General features: G+C 60.7%; 20 protein-coding genes and 1 tRNA gene. 7 read left to right on the plus strand and 14 right to left on the minus strand.

The genetic code is table 11. The features are described 5' to 3' along the window. The first annotated feature begins 260 nt into the window (after nucleotides 1-260). On the plus strand, nucleotides 261-755 hold the full coding sequence (locus ACSQ36_RS11720; RefSeq protein ID WP_213761678.1) for a DUF2844 domain-containing protein: 495 nt from the start codon (nucleotides 261-263) through the stop codon (nucleotides 753-755). A gap of 8 nt (nucleotides 756-763) precedes the next feature. After that, a complete protein-coding gene (locus tag ACSQ36_RS11725; RefSeq protein WP_436182024.1) occupies nucleotides 764-2,089 on the plus strand; it encodes a DUF3443 domain-containing protein in 1,326 nt (441 codons plus the stop codon). Nucleotides 2,090-2,342: 253 nt separating this feature from the next. Here ACSQ36_RS11725 and ACSQ36_RS11730 read toward each other — a convergent pair whose 3' ends face one another. The 8 genes from ACSQ36_RS11730 to ACSQ36_RS11765 all read right to left on the minus strand — a co-directional run bounded on the left by ACSQ36_RS11730 (nucleotide 2,343) and on the right by ACSQ36_RS11765 (nucleotide 11,867). Continuing rightward, nucleotides 2,343-3,407 carry an OmpA family protein gene (locus ACSQ36_RS11730; protein ID WP_436182025.1) on the minus strand — a complete coding sequence of 355 codons (1,065 nt, stop codon included), beginning with the start codon at nucleotides 3,405-3,407 and terminating at the stop codon, nucleotides 2,343-2,345. A gap of 94 nt (nucleotides 3,408-3,501) precedes the next feature. Next, the gene (locus tag ACSQ36_RS11735) at nucleotides 3,502-6,048 is read right to left on the minus strand and encodes a YadA family autotransporter adhesin (RefSeq protein WP_436182026.1); all 2,547 of its coding nucleotides are present in this window, start codon (nucleotides 6,046-6,048) and stop codon (nucleotides 3,502-3,504) included. Nucleotides 6,049-6,635: 587 nt separating this feature from the next. Next, on the minus strand, nucleotides 6,636-7,022 hold the full coding sequence (gene pcaC, locus ACSQ36_RS11740) for a 4-carboxymuconolactone decarboxylase (RefSeq protein ID WP_436182027.1): 387 nt from the start codon (nucleotides 7,020-7,022) through the stop codon (nucleotides 6,636-6,638). 1 nt (nucleotide 7,023) lies between these two features. Then, nucleotides 7,024-7,812: a 3-oxoadipate enol-lactonase gene (pcaD, locus tag ACSQ36_RS11745; RefSeq protein WP_436182028.1), complete on the minus strand. Its 789-nt coding sequence runs from the start codon at nucleotides 7,810-7,812 to the stop codon at nucleotides 7,024-7,026. Beyond that, entirely contained in the window at nucleotides 7,812-9,197 is a 1,386-nt protein-coding gene (locus tag ACSQ36_RS11750; RefSeq protein ID WP_436182029.1) for a 3-carboxy-cis,cis-muconate cycloisomerase, read from the minus strand. Before ACSQ36_RS11750 ends, pcaD begins: the two co-directional genes overlap by 1 nt. Then, nucleotides 9,197-10,399, minus strand: coding sequence for a 3-oxoadipyl-CoA thiolase (gene pcaF / locus ACSQ36_RS11755; RefSeq protein ID WP_436182030.1), 1,203 nt, complete (start codon nucleotides 10,397-10,399; stop codon nucleotides 9,197-9,199). Before pcaF ends, ACSQ36_RS11750 begins: the two co-directional genes overlap by 1 nt. 24 nt (nucleotides 10,400-10,423) lie before the next feature. Further along, the gene (locus ACSQ36_RS11760) at nucleotides 10,424-11,092 is read right to left on the minus strand and encodes a 3-oxoacid CoA-transferase subunit B (RefSeq protein ID WP_436182031.1); all 669 of its coding nucleotides are present in this window, start codon (nucleotides 11,090-11,092) and stop codon (nucleotides 10,424-10,426) included. Nucleotides 11,093-11,162: 70 nt separating this feature from the next. Next, nucleotides 11,163-11,867 (minus strand): 3-oxoacid CoA-transferase subunit A, encoded by a 705-nt coding sequence (locus tag ACSQ36_RS11765; protein ID WP_436182032.1) that lies wholly within the window; start codon nucleotides 11,865-11,867, stop codon nucleotides 11,163-11,165. A 235-nt stretch (nucleotides 11,868-12,102) separates the two neighbouring features. Between ACSQ36_RS11765 and ACSQ36_RS11770 the strand changes: the two genes are divergently transcribed. The 4 genes from ACSQ36_RS11770 (at nucleotide 12,103) to ACSQ36_RS11785 (ending at nucleotide 14,729) form a co-directional block, all read left to right on the plus strand. After that, nucleotides 12,103-12,903, plus strand: coding sequence for an IclR family transcriptional regulator (locus ACSQ36_RS11770; protein WP_436182033.1), 801 nt, complete (start codon nucleotides 12,103-12,105; stop codon nucleotides 12,901-12,903). A gap of 89 nt (nucleotides 12,904-12,992) precedes the next feature. Next, nucleotides 12,993-13,961 (plus strand): LysR family transcriptional regulator, encoded by a 969-nt coding sequence (locus ACSQ36_RS11775; protein WP_436182034.1) that lies wholly within the window; start codon nucleotides 12,993-12,995, stop codon nucleotides 13,959-13,961. Nucleotides 13,962-14,079: 118 nt separating this feature from the next. Beyond that, the gene (locus tag ACSQ36_RS11780; RefSeq protein WP_436182035.1) at nucleotides 14,080-14,454 is read left to right on the plus strand and encodes a hypothetical protein; all 375 of its coding nucleotides are present in this window, start codon (nucleotides 14,080-14,082) and stop codon (nucleotides 14,452-14,454) included. 198 nt (nucleotides 14,455-14,652) lie between these two features. Next, nucleotides 14,653-14,729, plus strand: a tRNA-Pro gene (locus tag ACSQ36_RS11785). A 159-nt stretch (nucleotides 14,730-14,888) separates the two neighbouring features. On the opposite strand, the gene ACSQ36_RS11790 is transcribed toward ACSQ36_RS11785, so the two are convergent. Further along, complete coding sequence (locus ACSQ36_RS11790; protein WP_436182036.1) at nucleotides 14,889-15,128, minus strand: hypothetical protein; 240 nt, start codon at nucleotides 15,126-15,128, stop codon at nucleotides 14,889-14,891. Nucleotides 15,129-15,646: 518 nt separating this feature from the next. On the opposite strand from ACSQ36_RS11790, the gene ACSQ36_RS11795 reads away from it, so the two are divergent. After that, on the plus strand, nucleotides 15,647-15,988 hold the full coding sequence (locus tag ACSQ36_RS11795; protein ID WP_255631102.1) for a hypothetical protein: 342 nt from the start codon (nucleotides 15,647-15,649) through the stop codon (nucleotides 15,986-15,988). Between the two features lie 127 nt (nucleotides 15,989-16,115). On the opposite strand, the gene ACSQ36_RS11800 is transcribed toward ACSQ36_RS11795, so the two are convergent. From ACSQ36_RS11800 to ACSQ36_RS11820, 5 genes are all read right to left on the minus strand, one after another. Then, complete coding sequence (locus ACSQ36_RS11800; protein WP_436182037.1) at nucleotides 16,116-16,442, minus strand: NIPSNAP family protein; 327 nt, start codon at nucleotides 16,440-16,442, stop codon at nucleotides 16,116-16,118. 131 nt (nucleotides 16,443-16,573) lie between these two features. Further along, nucleotides 16,574-18,073 (minus strand): MFS transporter, encoded by a 1,500-nt coding sequence (locus tag ACSQ36_RS11805; protein ID WP_213761691.1) that lies wholly within the window; start codon nucleotides 18,071-18,073, stop codon nucleotides 16,574-16,576. A gap of 132 nt (nucleotides 18,074-18,205) precedes the next feature. After that, on the minus strand, nucleotides 18,206-18,679 hold the full coding sequence (locus tag ACSQ36_RS11810; RefSeq protein WP_436182038.1) for a VOC family protein: 474 nt from the start codon (nucleotides 18,677-18,679) through the stop codon (nucleotides 18,206-18,208). A gap of 128 nt (nucleotides 18,680-18,807) precedes the next feature. Continuing rightward, the gene (locus ACSQ36_RS11815; protein ID WP_436182039.1) at nucleotides 18,808-19,275 is read right to left on the minus strand and encodes a VOC family protein; all 468 of its coding nucleotides are present in this window, start codon (nucleotides 19,273-19,275) and stop codon (nucleotides 18,808-18,810) included. A 363-nt stretch (nucleotides 19,276-19,638) separates the two neighbouring features. Next, a complete protein-coding gene (locus tag ACSQ36_RS11820; RefSeq protein ID WP_436182040.1) occupies nucleotides 19,639-20,763 on the minus strand; it encodes a Gfo/Idh/MocA family protein in 1,125 nt (374 codons plus the stop codon). Nucleotides 20,764-20,895: the final 132 nt, after the last annotated feature.

Here is a 20,895-nt window from a genome sequence, read left to right on the forward strand (position 1 = left end):
CCTTTTTTCGTCCGCCGAAGTCCACCTTCAATCTCATAAATCGCTCTCGCGATGACCATCAAGACAATTTGTGACAATTGCTCTTGCTTTGTCCTAGCCTAATTTTCGCAACCAACGCATTGTTTAATAAGCACTTTTAACTAATTTTTGAGACGTTTTTAAAGACCACACAAGACAATTCCTATCCATGTTTTTTGAGGCACTCATATCCTAAAATTAATTCTAGATAACAAGAACGGCCACGAGAACGGAGTAACACCATGCCTCACATCAAGTCCCTCACCCCTCTTCGGGCAACTGCTGCCGCGCTGGTGATTGCGGCAAGCGGACCGGCACACGCACAACTTGGCGCCACCGTCGCGATCGTTGCAACGGGCACATCGAGTTCGTCAAACACAGCGGATGCCGCTCCTCCGGTATTGCATCAAGCCGCGAACAGCGCGGCGCGCTGGCAGGAATCGACCGATGCCAATCAGATTCGTGTACGCCAGTACGTGTCTTCCTCGGGACAGGTCTATGCCGTCAGTTGGGACGGCCCGGCCATGCCCGATATCGCGGTACTGCTCGGCACCTGGTTCGGCCGGTATACGCAAGAAGCGAGCGCGGCGCTACCCAATGCGAGCGGGCTGCACTCATCAAGGGTGAGCAGCAGTGATCTCATGGTGGAAACGGCAGTGCGCTTGCGCGACTTCAGCGGCCGTGCCTGGCTCCCCAGCGCGTTGCCGGCCGGCGTCACGGCAGCAGACATTGACTAGAGGTAACCATGCGAAACCTGACCTGCGTACTTATCACGGCGATCGTTGCCGTTAGCGTCACGATGTCCGGCTGCGGTGGCGGCGGCGGTGGCAGTAATGATTCAACCAGCGCCGCGGCAGCCGGGGCAAGTTCCCCGACCGCCGCAAGTGCTCCGCCGGCATCGAGCGGAGCATCCGCTGCCAGCACGCCTACTGCCGCGACACCCGCCCAACCTGCTACACCTGCGAGCGCACCAGCCAACACGGTCGCTCAGTCGACCACGCCTAACGTGCTGCCTATTACCGTTGCACAGATCGCGACCGGTACTCGCAACATGTTGCAAACCAGCGTGACGATCTGCGTTCCGGGAACAAGCACGTGCCAGACGATCGACAATATCCAGGTGGATACGGGATCGCAGGGATTACGCATCCTTGCTTCGGCGCTTGCGCCAACTGTGATGCTGCCCTCCGTTGCGGCCAGCTCGGGTTCGACCGCGGCAAGCTGTACCGTATTCGGCTCGGGATACACATGGGGTTCGGTGCGGACTGCCGACGTGCATCTGGCCGGCGAGGTGGCAGCGGCGACATCGATCCAGGTCATCGCGGACCCGGCTATTCCGGCCGTGCCCACGGACTGCAGTAACTCGGGCCTGCCGATGCTGACCGCTACGGCGCTGCGAAGCAACGGTATTCTCGGCGTAGGGCCGTTCACCGCCGACTGCGGCAGCGGCTGCGCCACGACCGCCTTGCCACGCTGGTACTACGGCTGCTCGTCGGGCGCGTGCGTAGCAGCTACGTTGCCAGTTGCACAGCAGGTGACCAATCCAATAAGCCGATTCGCCACCGACAACAATGGCCTTGTCATCGACCTTCCCGCGGTCGCCGCCACCGGCGCAGCGAGTGTCACCGGCACCATGACGTTCGGAATCGGCTCACAGTCGAACAATCTGCTTGGCAGCGCTCAGGTCCTCCCGAGTAACTCGATAACAGGGTTTGTTTCGACCGCCTTTCAGGGGCAAACCTACAGCACGAGTTACATCGACAGCGGATCGAATGGCCTGTTCTTCGCGCTGAGCTCCGTGCCGGCGTGCGGCTTCTGGTTCTGTCCAACCGCCGTGCAAAGCCTGACTGCGACCGTTGCCGGCATCAATGGGGCAACGAGCAACGTGACGTTCACAATGGGCAACGCAACGTCGCTATTCGCAACCGGCAACAGCGCGCTCAGCAATCTGGCGGGACCCGCAAGCAACTACTTCGACTGGGGCCTGCCCTTCTTCTTCGGGAGACGCGTCTTTACCGCGATCGAAGCGAGTGCGACACCAGCGGGCAATGGTCCTTACTATGCGTTCTAGGCCCTGAGCATGTGCTGCGGCGGCTCCTGATAGCCGAGCCGCCGCTGCATACGTCGAAGGCTTCGCCGCGATTAGCATGCGCTCGCGTTCTCACGATTCCGCGTGCTCGCGAGCATGCATATGTGCGACCACCAATAGCGCCGCTTGCCCGTCCTGCACAGCAACGTCCACGTCCTCCAAAAATACGTTTCAAACTAACCGTCCCGGAGACACGCGCGTGGATGAGTGAATCCGTGCGCCTTCACGCCCCCCTTCACGTCCCCTGATCTTCCTTGTGTAAAAAGCGCAACTCGACACGCCGGTCGTTTGCCAGACAAGTCACCAGCGCACGTCGGTCGCGCATCCGGCAATCCGTTCCCGGCGATGCCCGGCCGTAACCTCGTGCCTGCACCACAGTCGTCACGCCGCCCGATACCAGATAACGCCGGACAGTCTCGGCACGCTGATGCGAGAGCCGCCGGTTGTAGGCCCCGCTGCCTAAGCGGTCAGTGAAACCCGACACGGTAATCGACGACACGGCGCCGTCTCCTTTCACGTCCGCGATCAAACCATCGAGCCTCTCCCGGCCTTCCGATGTGATGGATTCAACGCTGCTGCCGTTGAACGCGAACAACGCGTCGACAGGTAACGCAACAAGCTTGGGCAATGGGTCGGACGAACCCACGTCCTCTCGCGGAATCACGCAGCTGTCAAGACTCTGCCGCGCTTCACCCAGTGTGGACTCGACCTTGTCGACCTTGATTTTTGCCTTGTCGAACCGGCGGGTCCACGCATCATGGCCCGCATGCATCAACTTGACTTCGGCGCATGCTGTCTGCTTTTGCGCCTGCGGGCAATAGATAAACCGCGGGTCGGCAATGATCGCCTGCAGACTCGTCGTCAGGTCCGGACGCAGCACTGCGACCGTCCGCAGCGATGGGTTTTCGGGCGACAACGGCTGTGTACCTTCAAGTCCGGCGGTCAGGTGCGCAGCCTCGCCGATAGACTCTTCTACAAAGCCCCAACGATCTCCCGCATCGATCTCGCTTTTTGCCACGTCGATCCAGCACTGGTCTTTGTAGCCGAAATAATTGGCCTTGCGTTGATCCAGTTGGTCGAGCCGTGCTTGTAGTTGTACAAGCACCTCACGAGGTTTCTCAATTTGCCCGTAGACGCTCGCCCAAGGCTCAACAGCCGCACCCGCTTGCGTGCTTTGCTGCGTGCCGAACCCCGTTTGCAGAACGGTTGGGTCCTGGATGCCCAGGCTGTCACGCAATTCCGTGTTGGCGCAGCCCGCCAGCGCATAGATGCAGGCTGCGGCGAGGATAATGTTTTTCATGGTTCGACCCGGTGACATCCACGGCGCATTAAGCTCCGTGGACTTGCTGTGCGTACCGCCCGTGACGGCGGCAATGTTCAATTCGCTACGCTGGTCAGCTGCCGAACACGTAACCCACGCCCGCACGCACAATGGTGCTGTTGCCACCCGACGACGACACTCCGCCATTGAAGTTGATGTTGCCCTTGTCATTCCAGCGCGAAACGCCAATACCCATTGCCGCCTGCCCGCGATAAGCGGCGACACCCGCATTCAGCGTCGTTCGTCCCGGCAGGTACGGCGTCACGACGTTGAGCGCCGACGCGGACGCAATCCCCTTGCGCGTGTTGCGGTCGAGGTCGCGAATTTGCTGGTCGGTATTATTGAAGCGCTGATCGGTATAGCTGTTGGCCTGATTGAGCGTGGAACTGGCTGACTGGTTTAATTGGCTCAGGTTGACGGCGTCCGTTGCTGACGTACCGGCCGCTACGTTGGTGATCTGCCGCTCGCTGCCCACCGCTCCCACCGATACCGACGACGCGCGATCCGCCAGCGAGCCCGCCCCCAGCGCCACCGAATTAGCGGCGCTGGCCGTGGCGTTCGCGCCCATCGCGACGGCATGCGTGCCGCTCGCCGTCGCCGCTTCGGTTGATGTATCGCCGGCCGCACTGTAAAGCGCGCTGCTTGATGTCACGAAGTTGCTGACATGGCTAACGATATCGTTCAACTGACCCAGGTTCACGGCGTCTGTGGCAAGCGTGCCGGCAGCTACGTTATGGATTGCCGTGCCGCCGGCAATGCCCTGTCCGAGCGTGACGTTGCCGAAATCCGTCGCACCGCTTGCGTTCTTGTCATAAGCCAACGCGGTGACTGCCTTGCCAGTCTGATCGACCAGACCTGCACTCTTCAGTTGCCCAACGTTGACCGCATCTGTGTCGGCAGTGCCTGCCTGGACATTGGTGATCTGCCGCTCATTGCCCGCCGCGCCCACCGACACACTATTCAAGCGGTCCGCCACCGAGTTCGCGCCGAGGGCAACCGTGTTGCCGGCAATAGCTTGCGCATTACCGCCAATCGCAGTGGCGTTGAGGCCACTTGCGGATGCGGCGGCAAGCGTTGTGTTCGATACAAAGTATTTGAGCGCGGCGCCGTTCTGCAAGCCGTCGACAAGTTGCGCCGTCTGGAACAACTGGTCGCCGTTGACCGCGTCCGTGCTGCCCGCTTTTACGGCTCCGGCCGCGACGTTGTGCAATGCGACGGGCGCCACGGCGTCCGAACCACCCAGCGTCACGCTGCTTCGATTGACCGAGCCATCCGCTTTTGAGTCGTAGGTAATGGCAGCAACCGTATTACCCGTTGGGTCGATCAGACCTGCGCTTTTCAGTTGCGCCACGTTCACGGCGTCCTGATCCGCGACGCCCGCCTTCACGTTCGACAAGATCGTGCCGCCGGTTCCGCCCAGCACGACGTTCGATTTGCTGTCGTCCGTGTACGACAGTTTCAACGGTTCCGCACGCGTCAGCGTGGCGAGCGAGGCAGCAACGTCTTGTACGTTCGTATTGGTCGCGTTCAGTTGGGCGCCGTTGACGGCGTCGCTGCTTTGTACGCTCAACGCGCCCGCCTTCAGGTTGGTGAGCGCTACCGCAGGTGCGCCCGGTTGGCCCCCGAGCGTCACCATGCTCTTGTCCGCAGTGTCATACGCGACAAATCCATTGGCCCTCTCGCCCAGCGCGTTGAACTGGCTCATGTTGACTGCGTCCGTTGCACTGATCCCAGGCGCCACATGCACGATTCGCCGCTCCGACCCGACGTCACCCACGGATACCACGTTGTCCAGCGAACCGTCGCTGTTCGCGCCAAGCACGATGCTGTTCTGTCCTCTCGCGGTTACGTTGCTGCCCAGGACGAACGAATCCGCGCCTGATGCTACGTTACTGTTTCCAATCACGTAGGTCCCCGCGCCATTCACGGAGTTATCCTTGCCAATCGCTCCGGCAGCCGCCGAATAAACCTGCGCACCCGAGCCAATTGCCAGTGAATCCGTGGCGTCTGCATTGACGGACGTGCGCCAGCCCATGGCAAGTCCATGGTCCGAATAAACACTGGTGCGAACGCCGAGTGCAGTGGATTCGCTGCCCGATGCCGACACCCCTGCTCCGAGCGCCACCGAGCCTGTCGCCGCGCTCGCATATGAGCCGGCAGCAACGGAATAGTCCCCGTTCGCGTGCGCGTTCACGCCGATTGCAACCGCGTTCGTACCGGTCACTGCGGTAGGCGTTGAGCCGTCGATTGGCCCGGATACGATCAGCTGATCCGGTGTAAGGCTGGACGCGGATAAGGCAACCGCCGCAACCCGGCCGGCACCTTCACTGTCCCACCCGGAGGCACGTGGCGCAACAGCGCTCAATGCCTCGCGCACTTGTGATGAATAGACCTGAGCGCGTTCGCTTGAACCCTTCGCCAGGTTGTCGACAAGCACAGCGCTCGATACTTGCGGCACCGCCATCAAGGAGAATGGAGCGAGCGCCAGGAATATCGCGGTGCCCTTTTTCGTTCGCCGACTGGAGCACGCAATCTTCGAAAGACCGTGCGAGCCAGCCTTACGCAGGCCAGTGGACACCTCATTTTGCTTCTTCAATACCACGCGCTGCGTCTTGTTCATTTCTTTTGCTCTCTCAGGCTTGGACGCGCGGACGCGCCCTCGGAATCATTTGGCATCGGGTCCCGGGTGGTCGATCGATCAGGACCAGCGACTTGAGCGTGCGCAGGAACGCACATGGCCGCCGATTTGCCTCGGCAGCCAGCAGACACGGATCAATGTGGTTCCCGTCAGGCAGAAAGCCGGCAGCACGCTCGTGTGCCACTGTGACAGGTCAAGATAAATTTCCCCTATCAGTAAACTCTTAAAACGACGGGAGATAGGCCATTCGATAGAGGATTCGAGCGTTTTATGCGGACTATTCGTGTTTATTTGGCACCAGTGCCCAGGATGAGATATCCCGGGACGCGCCTTGCGAGTATCCTGAATGAGCTAAAACGTCGAGCGCGTGTTCAGACACGCAAGGTCAGAAAAACCAAAACCCGCTACCCCAAATGCAAAGACGGCGGCGTGGTTCACCACGTCGCCGTCCTGATCAAACAACATGCAAACAACATCCAACCAACCGTCACGCATCCAGCACGGCACCTTGTCAGGCCATGCTCATCTCCACCTTGCTTCTGAATCTCGTTTGACTGCCAGGACGACTGCTACGCCGCGCGATCGTCCTCATCGAAGATCTTTTGTGCCAGATGAAACGCCGAGTTTGCTGCCGGCACCCCACAGTAAATGGCGGTCTGCAGCAGCACTTCCTTGATTTCTTCACGCGTGACGCCGTTGTTTTTCGCTGCCCGCAAATGCAGCGCCAGTTCTTCGCTGCGGTTGAGCGCGACCATCATCGAAATGGTCAGGAGGCTGCGGGTATGGCGCGGCAAGCCGGGGCGCGTCCAGATGTCGCCCCATGCGTAGCGCGTGATCAGGTTCTGGAATTCGGTCGTGAGATCCGTGCGGTTCTCAAGCGAACGCGTGACGTGCGCATCGCCAAGGACCGAGCGCCGCACGCTCAATCCCGCTTCGTAACGTTCGTCTTCGGTCATGTCAGGCTCCCAGGAAATCCAGCAACGTTTTCGTGTAGACGTCCGCCTGCTCGATATTCGACAAGTGCGCGGCATCGAGTTCGACATAACGCGCGCCCGCAATGTACCCGGCCAGTTCGCGCCCTTGCGCAGCGGTCGTGGACTGGTCATGCGTGCCCGAAATAACCAACACCGGCGCCTTGATGGTCTTCGCTTCTTCACGTGCATCGGCGTCGCGGATCGCCTCGCAATTCGATGCATAACCTTCGCCGGAAGTGTGGCGGAACACGTCGCGAATACCCGACAGCAAAAGCGGGTGCGCCGCCATGAAGCCAGCCGTGAACCAGCGCGGCAGGACGGCATCGGCCAATGCAGGCATGCCGCCCTCCTCGCGGGCCTTCGCCGCCCGGGGCGTCCATACCGCGTCCGAGCCAATCAGCGCCGCCGTATTCGACAGCACCACGCGCGCGAAGCGCTCCGGGTGGCGTGCGGCGAGCGCGATGCCGGTCAGCCCGCCCATCGAAAGGCCGCAATAGTGCGCGCGCTCGATGCCGAGCGTGTCGAGCAAACCGATCACATCCCCCACAAGTTGGGCGAGTGTGTACGGACCCTTGGGCGCGTCCGAACGGCCGTGACCGCGCGTGTCGTAACGCAACACGCGATATTTCGCGGCGAGCGCTTCGACTTGCGGTGCCCACATCGAGACGTCGGAGCCAAGCGAATTCGACAGCACGAGCCAGGGTGCGTCGCTCCCGGCGGTGGCGTCGATGCGATAGAAGAGTTGAATACCGTTGACGGCGGCAAAAGGCATTACGGAAGACTCCTGGATAAAGGGAGCCGATGCACGCGCAGCGCGGCATCGACAAAAGCATGCGCCTGACCCACGTAGTTCGCCGGATCGAGCAGGGCTTGCAGTTGGACAAGAGAGAGATGTTGCGCGACACGCGCGTCGTTCGCGAGCACGTCGTAAAGGGTCGCGCCGGTTGCCACGGCTTGCTTCGACGCCCGTTCCACGAGCGTGTGCGCATCGAGCCGGCCCATTCGATCGCCGAGCGCGAGCATCACCGCTTCGCCGAGAATCAATCCATGCGTGAGATCCAGATTGGCTGCGAGCCGCTCGGCGTTCACTTCGATATCCAAAACAATCGCCGTGATCTGCGCGAGTGCGCCGCCCGTGAGGCGGGCAAGATCGGGCAGTGCTTCCCATTCGGCCTGCCAGCCGCCGAGCGCCCGTTCATGCTCCTGAATCATGCCGCTGAACACGGTCGCAACCAGATTCGGCGCGCGCATGGCAGCCGTTAAAACAGCAGCGCAGCCCACGGGGTTGCGCTTGTGCGGCATCGTCGATGAACCGCCCTTGCCCGCTGCGGCCGGCTCGGCCAGTTCGCCGACTTCCGTCTGCATTTGCAGCGAGATATCGCGGGCGATTTTCCCGAGCGTACCGGTCAGCATGCCGAAACAGGCCGCCGCTTCCGCTATGCGATCGCGTTGGGTATGCCATGGCAACGAAGGACGTTGCAGGCCGAGGTCATCGGCGAGTGATTGGGCGACCAACGGCGCCTTGTCCCGCAGGCTCGCCAACGTGCCCGCCGCGCCGCCGAATTGCAGCGCGAGCACGCGCGAACGGCACTGCGCAAGACGCTCGCGATGCCGCGTCAACGCATCGAGCCATTGAGCGAATTTAAGACCGAGCGTGATCGGTAACGCCTGCTGAAGCCAGGTCCTGCCGATTGCCGGCGTTGTCCGATATGTCTGCGCCTGACTGGCGAGCGCGTCGCAAGCCTCGTTCAAACCCGCTTCCAATAAGTCGAACGTGGCACGCAGTTGCAAGACAGTACCGGTATCGATGATGTCCTGGCTCGTCGCGCCCCAATGCACGTACTTGGCGGCGTCGGCATCTTTAAGCTTGACCGCCGCGGTCAGCAACTTCACCAGCGGAATCGCGAGATTGCCGCCGGACGCAGCGCCAGCCATTAACGCGTCAGGATCAATCAGATCAGCGTTGCAAGCGGCCACGATCGCCACCACTGCACTAGAAGGAATCACGCCATGCTCAGCCGACGCCCGCGCGAGCGCCGCCTCCACATCCAGCATCGACTGGACGGTCTGGCGCGCGGACCACACAGCGTTCATCTCGCGCGTGCCGCAGATCAGGTCCGTCAGCCGTCCCGCCGCCGAAAATGTCGGCTCAGACATCACACGCGCTCGATGGCGATCGCAATGCCTTGACCCACGCCAATACACATCGTGCACAGCGCAAAGCGTCCGCCGGTCCGATGCAACTGATACATCGCGGTCGTCACCAGGCGTGCGCCGCTCATGCCGAGCGGATGGCCGAGCGCGATTGCGCCGCCGTTCGGATTGACGCGGGGATCGTCGTCGGCAATGCCGAGCAGGCGCAGCACAGCCAGACCTTGCGATGCAAACGCCTCGTTCAGCTCGATCACATCGAATTGATCGATGGTCATGCCCAGGCGCTTCATCAGCTTCTGCGACGCCGGCGCCGGACCAATGCCCATCACGCGCGGCGGCACGCCGGCGGTTGCAATGCCCAACACGCGCGCACGCGGCACGAGGCCGAAACGCTTGGCGCTGTCTTCATCGGCGATAAGCAACGCCGCCGCGCCATCGTTCACGCCCGACGCGTTGCCCGCCGTCACCGTGCCATCCGGACGCACGACGCCCTTCAATTTCGCGAGCGCTTCCATGCTCGTTTCACGCGGATGTTCGTCCTGCGAGACCAGCACCGGATCGCCCTTTTTCTGTGCGATGGAAACTGGCACGATCTCTTGCGCGAGCGAGCCATCCTTCTGAGCGCGCGACGCTTTCTGCTGGCTGCGCACAGCAAACGCGTCCTGATCTTCGCGGCTCACCTTATAGTCGGTCGCGACGTTTTCGGCGGTTTCCGGCATCGAATCCACGCCGTACATCTTCTTCATCAGCGGATTGATGAAACGCCAGCCGATGGTCGTATCGAAGATCTCTGCCTGGCGCGAAAATGCCGTGGTCGCCTTGCCCTGCACGAACGGCGCACGGCTCATGCTTTCCACGCCGCCCGCAATCATCAGCGCCGCTTCGCCCGACTTGATTGCCCGCGCGGCCACGCCGATTGCGTCCATGCCCGATCCGCACAAGCGGTTGATCGTCGAGCCGGACACGCCGTCGGGCAAACCGGCCAACAGCGCAGACATGCGCGCGACGTTGCGGTTATCCTCGCCCGCCTGGTTCGCGCAACCGAAGATCAGATCGTCGACGGCGTTCCAGTCCACGTCCTTATTGCGTTCCATCAACGCGCGCAACGGCACGGCGCCGAGGTCGTCGGCACGAACTGAGGACAACGCGCCGCCGTAACGGCCGACCGGCGTGCGAATCGCGTCGCAAATAAAAGCTTCTTTCATGCTATCTCCCTGATTAAGCGTTGATTACGCTTCGAGCGTGGTAGCCGCTTCGAGCGGTTCAAACGTCAGCGGCACCTGCGCCAGTTTCTGCAATTCGTCGAACGACAGCCCTTCGATAATTTCCCGCACCACGAAGCCATTCGGCGTCACGTCGAATACACCGTGATCCGTATACACGCGGTTCACACAATTCACGCCCGTCACCGGATAGGAACATTCGGGCACCAGCTTGCTTTCGCCCTGCTTGGTGAGCAGTTCCATCATCACGTAGACCTTCTTCGCGCCGATCGCCAGATCCATCGCGCCGCCGACAGCCGGAATGGCGTCGGGCGCGCCGGTATGCCAGTTCGCGAGATCGCCTTTGGCCGACACCTGGAACGCGCCGAGCACGCAGATATCGAGGTGGCCGCCGCGCATCATCGCGAACGAATCGGCGTGGTGGAAATATGCGCCGCCGGTGAGCAGCGTCACGTGCTGTTTGCCGGCGTTGATCAGTTCGTCATCTTCCGCGCCCTTCTCCGGCGCCGGGCCCATGCCGAGCAGACCATTTTCGCTATGCAGGAAGATTTCGCGATCCGCCGCGAGATGGTTGGCGACGAGCGTCGGCACGCCAATGCCGAGATTCACATACGCGCCTTCCTGAATGTCACGGGCGACGCGTTGCGCCATTTCGTCACGAGTCAGTTTTTTCATGTCGATGTCCTTGCTTGATGCATTCGTTGTTGCGGCTGGGCTAAAAGGCTTGCAGCTAAGCGGCACTCGCTCAAGCCGCTTTCGCCGCTGCCGTCTCTGCCGCGTGCACCGCTTGCGGCACTTCAATCACGCGCTGCACGAAGATGCCCGGCGTCACGATATCTTCCGGGTCCAACCCGCCGAGCGGCACCACTTGCGATACCTGCACGACGGCCGTTTTTGCTGCCATCGCCATGATTGGGCCGAAGTTGCGTGCCGTTTTCCGATACACCAGATTGCCCCACCGATCGCCCTTGAATGCCTTGATCAGCGCGAAATCGGCGTGCAGCGGCGCTTCGAGCACGTAATGCCGGCCATCGATAAAACGCGTCTCCTTGCCTTCCGCCAGCTTCGTGCCGTAGGCCGTCGGCGTAAAAAATCCACCAATGCCCGCGCCCGCCGCGCGAATGCGCTCAGCGAGGTTGCCTTGCGGCACGAGTTCGAGTTCAAGTTCGCCCGCGCGATACAAGCCGTCGAACACTTGCGAATCGCTCTGTCGCGGAAACGAGCAGATGATCTTGCGCACGCGTTTCGCTTTTAACAGCGCCGCGAGGCCCGTCTCGCCATTGCCTGCATTGTTGTTCACGATGGTCAGTTCGCGTGCGCCCTGTTCGATCAGCGCATCGATCAGTTCCGACGGCATGCCCGCCGTGCCGAACCCGCCGATCATCACGGTCGCGCCGTCCTGAACGTCCTTCACCGCTGAACTCAGCGAGTCGAAAATCTTGTTGATCATGCCGTCTCTTCCTTTGACGAATGCCGAATGCATCGAAGCCGCATTTCAACTGAATCAAAGCGCGCCGGGTGACTTGATCTTGCCCGGCGTCGCTTGCATTTTTAAGTTCGCTGTGCGAACATCGATTCGTTTAGCGAACAAACGTCATGGTATTCCCGCATTCGTTGCGCTGTCAATGATCCTCGGGTTTGTACCGATGCACTCGCAATGTGCTCGATTCATAGGACCAATAGCGATGACCACGTCCCCTGCCGAAGCCGATTCTCCCTCGCGGCCCGGCGATGCTTACGTGCAGTCGTTTGCGCGCGGTTTATCGGTCATCCGCTCCTTCGATGCCACGCGTCCGGCGCAGACCTTGTCGGAGGTCGCCGCCGCGTCGGGGCTGACCCGCGCGGGCGCGCGCCGCATTCTGCTTACCCTTCAGGCGCTCGGTTACGTCGACGCCGACGGGCGTTATTTCACGCTGACCGCGAAAATCCTCGACCTTGGTTTTGCCTACCTGACATCGATGCCGTTCTGGAACCTGGCCGAACCGGTGATGGAAGAGCTGGTCGGCCAGGTGCACGAGAGTTGTTCGGCCGCCGTGTTGAACGGCACGGAGATCGTGTACGTGCTACGCGTGCCCACGCATAAGATCATTACGATCAACCTGTCTATCGGCAGCCGTTTGCCCGCGTTCTGCACATCGCTTGGACGCGTCCTGCTGGCCTCGCTCGACGAAAACCAACTCGACGCCGTGCTCGATGCCAGTCCGCTGGAAGCCCGCACGCCCCGCACGCTGACCGATAAAACCGCGCTGAAAGCCGCGCTGACCGTGGTGCGCAAGCAAGGCTGGGCGATCGTCGACCAGGAACTGGAAGAAGGCCTGATTTCGATGTCCGCGCCCATCCGCGACCGCCAGGGACGCGTAATCGCGGCGTTGAATATCAGCGGCAATGCGCAGCGCAAAAACGCGAAGCAGATGGTGAAGGCATTTCTCGACCCGCTGCTGGATGCGGCCCAGCGTGTTTCCGAGATGGTGGCAAGACGAGGCTAGGCGGAGGCCGATGAAACTCGGCGTGAAGACAAACGCCGCTAAACTGAGCACTTTGTTTCCTGTCAGGAAAGTGTCATGGATGCCGAGTCATGGATGCATTAACCAGTCTGCGAGTATTCCGCGACGTTGTCGAAGCCGGCAGCTTTGTCAAAGCCGCCGAGCGGCTGGATATTTCCACCGCGATGACCAGCAAGCACGTCGCCAATCTCGAACGGCAACTGGGTGTTCGCTTGCTGAACAGGACCACGCGTCATCTGAGCCTGACGGAAGCCGGCAGTGTTTATTACGAGCAGTGCCGGGAAGCGCTGGATATTTTGCAGGCCGCCGAAGCCGCGGTCGGGTCGCAAACCGATCAACCGCGAGGCGTGCTGAAGATCACGGCGCCGGGCTGGTTCGCGACCGCGAAGTTCGCCGATATCCTGGTCGCCTATCGGGCGCGTTATCCGGACGTACTGATCGATCTGCGGCTGGAAAACCGCTTCGTCGATCTGGTGGAAGAAGGTTATGACATGGCATTGCGGGCAACGTCAGAACCTTCTCCCACGATGATCGTGCGACCGCTTTGCAAAGTGCCGTTCGTGCTCGTGGGCTCGCCGGACTATCTGAAGCGGCGGGGTTATCCGCGGCATCCCAGCGAACTCAGCGAACGTTATGAAATCGTTCTGCCGACGTACACCAGCGTGGATACCGTTGAGTTCTCCGGTCCCGACGGCGTTTTCGCGGTGAAAAACAGCGCCGTGCTCAAGACCAACGACAGCTCCATGATGCTGCAACTCGTGCGCGCTGGAATTGGCCTCGCCTACTTTCCCGAATGGATCGTGGCGCAGGAACTGGCGTCAGGCGTTCTGACGCGCCTTTTCCCCGACTACACCACGTTCGCACCGCGCGTATACGCCGTCTACACGAGCCGCAAATACATGACGACCAAGGTGCGTACTTTCATCGATTTCATCTCGGCAGCACTCGCCGCCGATGATTCCGTCGACCGTTCCATGCCGCATCAGGTTGCCCCCGCCCGGTCGCGTGGATCTTCGCCGACGCCTCGAAAACTAGGATAAATCGTATTCAAATCACGCTACCGCTCATGTGAAGATCGCGCCACTTCGCTCGTTGGGCTCTCCGGAGCCGGCGATCGATGGCTCTTTCCTTCTAACAAGACCACCGAGCGGGCGTGTGATGAATTTCCCCTGGTTTCCGTTGATCCTCAATTTCGCGTTGTTGGGGGCGTTTGTGTTTGTCTGCAACACGTTGAACGCCGGCCGCCGCGCGCCGGTGTTCAACGGCGCGCTCATTTTCATTGGCTTCTGCGGTCTGGCAATGCTGCTGGATTTCACGCTGACTTTCGTTTTTGCTTCAGCTACCACGACCGATCGTGAGCGATACATCGATCTATCGTCGTTGTCCGCTTGTGGCGAACGCGCAGTGGCTTACGCAATTCCTTGCGTCGTTGCCGCTGTGATGGCTTTGAGGTTTCGCGCGAGGAGAAGCCCCGTCGAGCCATCAGTGACCATCCATACGTCCGAGTACACACAGTCCGAGTTGCGGTATTGAGTTTGCTTGAGTTTGCAAGCCATAAGGCTATAGGCCCTGGCGCCGCCGCCCCGAACCGCGGAGTCGAGTTCCGGCATCCGGCGCGGTGGCGGAATGAACGCCATTTGCTCGCTGGAAGAGTGAAACTGACGGGCTTTGCTTCGAAGATGAGTCTGCAGGTTCTAAAATCCAAGAGTCTCTGATATACTTTTGATCTTTCGGGGCGTAGCGCAGCCTGGTAGCGTACCTGCATGGGGTGCAGGGGGTCGCAAGTTCAAATCTTGTCGCCCCGACCAAGATAGTTGTAGGGAAATCAAGGACTTAGCCTTAACGGGCTAAGTCCTTTTTTCTTTGCTCACGCACTCCTCCACTCCGAGTGCATTCGCGTGAACCGTTTGAGTCAGAGCCGAAGTCAGAGCCGATCAGGTCAGTTCGTAGACAGCAGCGGTCCCGGCTCAGGTCGCAATCAAAGCATCAACTCGTAAATCCTGGGAGAGCTCAACGGTTGGCGCTACGCTGCTGATCAAGTTGAGCAGAGCGGCTAGCCGTACTTTGTCTTGAGCCCGGAGTCCCGGGCGCGCCAGAAGGCACTCTATGTGCGTAGACCAGTAGATGCCACGAATCAAACGTGGCCGCCGAACGAGTTCATGCAGCGTCTTTTCCACCATGTCGATTTCTGCGCTTACCGACTTCATTGCGGTCTCCGGTGTAATAGGTAGCGCTCTGTATGACGACAAGAATTGGGAAAACTTTAGCCACAGTGCGGCGAAGCTGGCGCCAGTTCCGCCCCGCGTGTAACAAAGGCGCTTTGCCCCGCGATCTGCGGTGCCCCCTTCCCCCGACGATCGCGGCAGCCCCCTCTGGGACACAATAGCCGTGCTGCCGGGGACGCACCGCATCGACCGGCACCGATTGCAGAGCAGACGTTTTAAAGGTGTAAGAAGCACCTCGCGGGCTTACTGTCAGATCAGACCCGCACCCGAACATGATTGACGACCCCCTCGATAGCATCCAGACACCAGCCCGCCTGTTCCGCCAGCGGTCTCATCGGTCAGAGCATACGTGCTTAAAAGCGACCGCATCGCGCTCACCGACCCAGCCCGGGACTTGGCGCAGGACAGCCGGGGCCACGCCGCCTATCCTGACGGGAGCGCAGCGGCTATAGAGTGATCCATGAACGGGTCGGAAGTCCACGATTCAAGGAGGACAAGCCATGGGAAACAGATATGAACGCTCGCGCATGTCGCGTTCGTTCACATACAAAGGTATCCAATACCATCCAGGAGTACTGGTGGTTCTTGCCGTGCAGTTGCTCTGTCTGAGCGTGTTCGCGTTTTCACCGGACAGTTTTAATCACAACAAGTGGTTATCCGCGGCAATCGCATTCAGCCTGCTCTTCGGGCTGATTCTGTCGCTCGGTTTTATCGGAACGTGGAATCAGTTCAGAGACGATATCGGCCCGTGGACGTTCTTCAACACGAACCCGGTCGAATCTGCCGTTGCGATAGCCACGGCCGGTGAGGCCCTTGCGATTTTGTTGAAACCGCTAGGCTAAGAGATGGAAACCGGGGTTTAAGCCGCACCGGGCACGCCCTTCGTTCACGAAGCGCACGTTCGCGAGCCAGTTACAAAAAAACCCGGGTATCGAATCCGATAACCGGGCAGATCTCTACATCATGGCATCAACGCAAAGCGGAATAAGCCGTCGGCGACAGAAAGTGATTTTCAATCCGCTCGACGATAGGCGCCTTCGCCTCGGTCTCGGCACGCTTGGCGATCCACTCGGCGTCGGCCTGGAACGCGTTCCACTTGGTTTCGCGCTCGGCCAGGCTTTCCCATTTCAGCAAGTACGTCAGCGCGTGGTTGCTTGGACCGGCCAGCGTGGTCCAGAACCCGATCGGTTCGATTCCGTATTTCTTGAAAAAGCCGAGCGTAATGTTCCCGAACCGGTCGTTCAATGCGGGCAGACGACCCGGCGCGCAGTGATAAATACGCATTTCAACGATCATTTTGTTCCTCATGGACATGGAGTAATGCAGCGATCAAACCCGCTGCGGTTGGAATTCGCCATGAGGGATCGTACCGGCGTTTGGCGCAGTCCGCACGCGACGAAGCAAACATCGCCTGCCCCGCGCGGCCATCAAGCGTGTTTAACGGTGACGGACGCCGTATCGAAATCCTCGGCATCGACGTCATAACCCGACGGTTCCCATCGAATTGCCAGCAGCGCGATCAAACCGGCAAGCGGCGCGATCGCGATAATCCAGAAGACCTTGGTGCCGAGCGCCGCCGAAAGCACGGGGAACAGGAACAGCGAAACGGTTGAGCTCGCGCGCATCAGCGTCTGATTGAAACCCACGCCCACACCACGCAACGACGTCGGATAACTAAGCGATGCAAACGTCATGCTGTGCGAACCGGGACCGAAGCCTTGCCCAAGCAGGAAAACCGCGAGAAACCCGATTGCAAGCGCGACCTGCGCGACGCCCGCAGGACGGCCGACCACCGCCAGCCCGATCAACGCCGCCAGTTGGAACGCGTAACCCAGCACGGTCAGCTTCCACGCGCCGACCTTCGGCACCGTCCGCACGGCAATCAATCCCCCCACGAAAGCAAAACACAGATTCAACGCGAGCGCGGCGAGAATGGTAGTGAGCATCGACTGCGCGAGGAAGCTGGAAATGATGACCGGCAATCCGAACGCGACCGCGTTGTACGCAAACGACGAAGCCACCGCGATGACAGTTGCAAGCACCGTACGTCGCAGGTACACGCCGCGCAGCAACGCGCCGTAATTGCTCCATGTCGCTTTATGCACGGTTTTTTTGGCGCTTTGCAGCGCGGCCGGATCGACCTCGACATCAAGGCCGTACGAGCGCTTCAAGATCTGCGCCGCGCCACGCAAGTCGCCCTGATTCGCGGCCCAGACCGGGGACTCGCTGATATATCGGCTACGAATCGCAATGATCACGAGCGCCGGCAGCGCGCCGAAACCCAGCGTCAGCCGCCACAGCCAGCCGGAATGGCTGGCAGGCAATACGGCGTATAACGCGAGCACGAGCAAATAGGACACGCTGATGGCGGCGTACCAGGTCGGGCACCACATCGCGATGCGCGCCGCCTTGTTGCCGCGCCCGTTCAGCCGCGAAAACTCCGCGAGGAAAGCCATCGCGACCGGTAAATCGATGCCCACGCCCAATCCCATGACAAAACGTGCCCCACCGAGCACCCAGGCATTGGGCGCGAGTCCACACGCAATCGCGGCGACCACGAAGAAGAACATGTCGGCCATGAAAACGCGATACCGGCCGATCTTGTCGGTCAGATACCCGCCCAGGAACGCGCCGATGATCGCGCCGAACGTAATCGCTGAAGCGACAAAACCGGTCGCGGCCGGCGTGAGCGAAAACTCGCGGGCAATGTCCTTCACCCCGAACGCGAGCGCGCCGAGATCATAGGCGTCGAGGAACACGCCACCGAGCGCAATGGCAATAACGATGCGCGCGTCGCTGCCGACCGCGGCGCCACGATTGACGAGCTGCGAGACATCGGCTGCGCTGCGGATAACGGGACGCGCGGCGGCTGACGCGGATCCGGATGCGGACGCGACGGCGGGCTCGGGTGCAAAGGAAATCGACATGGGACGGGATGCAATTGCAGAGGCTGCGGAACGCGCGATCGTACCGGCGTACGCGCATCATCCCAAATTCATTTTTGTTATTTGTCGAATGACGGCCGACAGAACGCTCATGACGCCCCGCTTGGTCCCGGGTCACTCGCCCCGATAAACCCGCTCGAGCCCCGCGATATCAAGCTTGACCATGCCCATCATTGCCCGCATGACGCGCGACGATTTCTCCGCGTCCGGGTCCTGAAGCATTTTCCCGAGCGCCACAGGCACGATCTGCCACGACACACCGAACTTGTCTTTAATCCAGCCGCACTGCTGCGGTTCGCCGCCATCGCCGAGCCGGGCCCACAAATTATCGACTTCCTCCTGAGTCTCGCAGTCGACGAAAAGCGAGATAGCAGGCGTAAAGGTGAACACCGGGCCGCCGTTCAGCGCTTTGAACTCCCGGCCTTCCAGTTCGAATGCAATGCCCATGATCGCGCCCTTCGGTCCAGGGCCTGCGTCGCCGAAGCGCATCACCGACAGGATTCGCGAGTGATTGAAGATGCTCGTGTAGAACTGAGCGGCCTCCTCCGCGTTGTTGTTGAACCATAGAAAAGGAGAGATCTTCTGCATGGAAACTCCTGAGGTTTGTGGGTTAAGCGAACACGCTTAACCCACAAAAGTGCTGGCCGGTATGACGCCGCGGACTGACGCTTCAGACGCGGCGTCATGCTGCCTATTGCAGTTGAACTCGCCCGAAATTACGTCGGCATGCCCTTAGGCATGCCTTCGCGGATCTCATCGGCGGTGAGATCGCGGGTATGAGTTGCGAGCGACCAGTGATGACCGAACGGATCTTCGATCTGGCCATAGCGGTCTCCCCAGAACATATCGGCGACGGGCATGGTGACTTTTGCACCGGCGGCGACGGCTTGCGCGAAGGCGGCGTCGACGTCTTTCACATACAAATGCAGCGTGACCGGCGAGCCTTTCAGCGTCAGCGGTCCGCTACGACAATTCGGGAATTCCTCGGCCAGCATCAGTGTTGAATCGCCGATGCTCAGCATGGCGTGCATCACCGTGCCGTCGGGAGTCGGCAGACGCATTTGCTCGACCGCGTTGAATGCTTTCTTGTAGAACTCGATGGCGTCCGATGCGCCCTTGCAAACCAGGTGAGGCGTGATCGTATGCATCCCTTCCGGGATCGGTTTGACAGCTGAAGTCGACATTGCTTTGCTCCTGGATGTAACGGGTTGACCAACTAACTGGAGAGACGGCGCCGAACAGCGCCCTCTTTCGATACGACGTGCGATCAGCCCGCAAATCGACACGTCGGGCAGACTTTTTTGTTTAAACCGATGTTGGGTTGCCAAGGCAGGCGGGATTGTTGGCGCGCGACGTCGGGACGCCGATGCAACGGGCCAACGAGTGTCTCTAACGAACCGGTTCGTGCGCCCATTGTCGTACAACGAACCGGTCATTTCTTTGATATCGCGGTGTGGGCAAGCCGCTTAAAACAACTTCGTCAGCAGGTTAATTCGAGCTTCCCTGCCATGCTGATAAACCTGCGCGTATTTCCTGCAAACACGCCGTTACTCAATCCGCACCCAGCCATTCGCCTTCGACGACGCCAGCACAGCATCCACAATGCACGCCGAGCGCCAGCCGTCCTCGAATGTCGGCAAACCTTCGCGCGTTTCGCCGCGAATCACCGCGTAGGTGTCCGCCACGAACGCTTCGAAACATTGTGCATAACCCTGCGCGTGACCTGCCGGCAAGGTGGCGAGGCGGCGCTGTTCAGCGCTTCCCCGCGACGGATCGCGCACCAGCAGTCGCGTGGAATCGCGCTCGCCGACCCACAGCCGCTCCGGATTTTCCTGATCGAACACCAGGCTCGCTTTCGCGCCATCGATCTCGAACCACAGCCGGTTCTTGCGCCCCGCCGACACTTGGCTCACCGTCAGCGTCGTGAGCACGCCGTTCCTGGTGCGCAGCAAAACACCGGCGACATCTTCCGTCCCCACCGTCTGGGTCGGACCGCCTTTCGCTGCCGCGGTAAACGATTGCACCGAGCCGGCCGGACGTTCGGCGATCGTTGTCTGCAAGCTCGCCACGACGGCATCGAAGCGCTCGCCGCTGATCCATTCCACCAGATCGCACCAGTGCGAGCCAATGTCCGCAAACGCCCGCGACGGACCGCCCAACGCCGCATCCACGCGCCAGTTGGTGTCGTCGACGCCCAGCAGCCAGTCCTGGAGATAACTGCCGTGGATCAGTTGCAGCGCGCCCACGCTGCCGTCCTGCACGAGCGCACGCGCTTCGCGGACCATCGGGTGATAGCGATAAACAAACGGAACCGTCGCAATACGACCCGACTTGCGCGCGGCGAGCGCCAGCGCTTCGGCGTCGCTCGCGCGGGTTGCCAGCGGCTTCTCGCAAATGACGTGCTTGCCGGCGTCGAGCGCGGCCATCGCGAGGGAAAAATGGCTGGCGTTCGGTGTGCACACGTGAATGACCGATACCGACGGATCCGCAATTGCCTCCTCCGCCGAGGCGTAACCCCGTTCGATCCCCAACCGGGCAGCCGCCTGCGCCGCGCGGCTTGCACTCGATGACGCAATACCGCGCACCGTTGCGCCGGCGAGCCGTGCCGCTCGCGTGTGAACCTCGCCCATCATGCCCGCGCCGATAATTGCAACGCCCAATGTCTCCGCCATGCTGCGCTCCCTACTCGTTTTCTTGAAGCACGATACCTGTCGATCGCGGATTGGAGCAATCAGGGGATTCGTGCTGTTACGGGTTATGTCCCTGTTTTGTGCTCTTCCGCCCCTGTTTTGCTTGTGTACACT

Origin of the sequence: Caballeronia sp. LjRoot34 (genome assembly GCF_964253815.1) — a bacterium.
Classification (GTDB): Bacteria; Pseudomonadota; Gammaproteobacteria; order Burkholderiales; family Burkholderiaceae; genus Caballeronia.

Excerpts from the sequence above, each read along its gene's own strand:
- ACSQ36_RS11720 (WP_213761678.1), top strand. The coding sequence starts at position 261 with ATGCCTCACATCAAGTCCCTCACCCCTCTTCGGGCAACTGCTGCCGCG.
- ACSQ36_RS11725 (WP_436182024.1), top strand. The coding sequence starts at position 764 with ATGCGAAACCTGACCTGCGTACTTATCACGGCGATCGTTGCCGTTAGC.
- ACSQ36_RS11730 (WP_436182025.1), bottom strand. The coding sequence starts at position 3,407 with ATGAAAAACATTATCCTCGCCGCAGCCTGCATCTATGCGCTGGCGGGC.
- ACSQ36_RS11735 (WP_436182026.1), bottom strand. The coding sequence starts at position 6,048 with ATGAACAAGACGCAGCGCGTGGTATTGAAGAAGCAAAATGAGGTGTCC.
- pcaC (WP_436182027.1), bottom strand. The coding sequence starts at position 7,022 with ATGACCGAAGACGAACGTTACGAAGCGGGATTGAGCGTGCGGCGCTCG.
- pcaD (WP_436182028.1), bottom strand. The coding sequence starts at position 7,812 with ATGCCTTTTGCCGCCGTCAACGGTATTCAACTCTTCTATCGCATCGAC.
- ACSQ36_RS11750 (WP_436182029.1), bottom strand. The coding sequence starts at position 9,197 with ATGTCTGAGCCGACATTTTCGGCGGCGGGACGGCTGACGGACCTGATC.
- pcaF (WP_436182030.1), bottom strand. The coding sequence starts at position 10,399 with ATGAAAGAAGCTTTTATTTGCGACGCGATTCGCACGCCGGTCGGCCGT.
- ACSQ36_RS11760 (WP_436182031.1), bottom strand. The coding sequence starts at position 11,092 with ATGAAAAAACTGACTCGTGACGAAATGGCGCAACGCGTCGCCCGTGAC.
- ACSQ36_RS11765 (WP_436182032.1), bottom strand. The coding sequence starts at position 11,867 with ATGATCAACAAGATTTTCGACTCGCTGAGTTCAGCGGTGAAGGACGTT.
- ACSQ36_RS11770 (WP_436182033.1), top strand. The coding sequence starts at position 12,103 with ATGACCACGTCCCCTGCCGAAGCCGATTCTCCCTCGCGGCCCGGCGAT.
- ACSQ36_RS11775 (WP_436182034.1), top strand. The coding sequence starts at position 12,993 with ATGGATGCATTAACCAGTCTGCGAGTATTCCGCGACGTTGTCGAAGCC.
- ACSQ36_RS11780 (WP_436182035.1), top strand. The coding sequence starts at position 14,080 with ATGAATTTCCCCTGGTTTCCGTTGATCCTCAATTTCGCGTTGTTGGGG.
- ACSQ36_RS11790 (WP_436182036.1), bottom strand. The coding sequence starts at position 15,128 with ATGAAGTCGGTAAGCGCAGAAATCGACATGGTGGAAAAGACGCTGCAT.
- ACSQ36_RS11795 (WP_255631102.1), top strand. The coding sequence starts at position 15,647 with ATGGGAAACAGATATGAACGCTCGCGCATGTCGCGTTCGTTCACATAC.
- ACSQ36_RS11800 (WP_436182037.1), bottom strand. The coding sequence starts at position 16,442 with ATGATCGTTGAAATGCGTATTTATCACTGCGCGCCGGGTCGTCTGCCC.
- ACSQ36_RS11805 (WP_213761691.1), bottom strand. The coding sequence starts at position 18,073 with ATGTCGATTTCCTTTGCACCCGAGCCCGCCGTCGCGTCCGCATCCGGA.
- ACSQ36_RS11810 (WP_436182038.1), bottom strand. The coding sequence starts at position 18,679 with ATGCAGAAGATCTCTCCTTTTCTATGGTTCAACAACAACGCGGAGGAG.
- ACSQ36_RS11815 (WP_436182039.1), bottom strand. The coding sequence starts at position 19,275 with ATGTCGACTTCAGCTGTCAAACCGATCCCGGAAGGGATGCATACGATC.
- ACSQ36_RS11820 (WP_436182040.1), bottom strand. The coding sequence starts at position 20,763 with ATGGCGGAGACATTGGGCGTTGCAATTATCGGCGCGGGCATGATGGGC.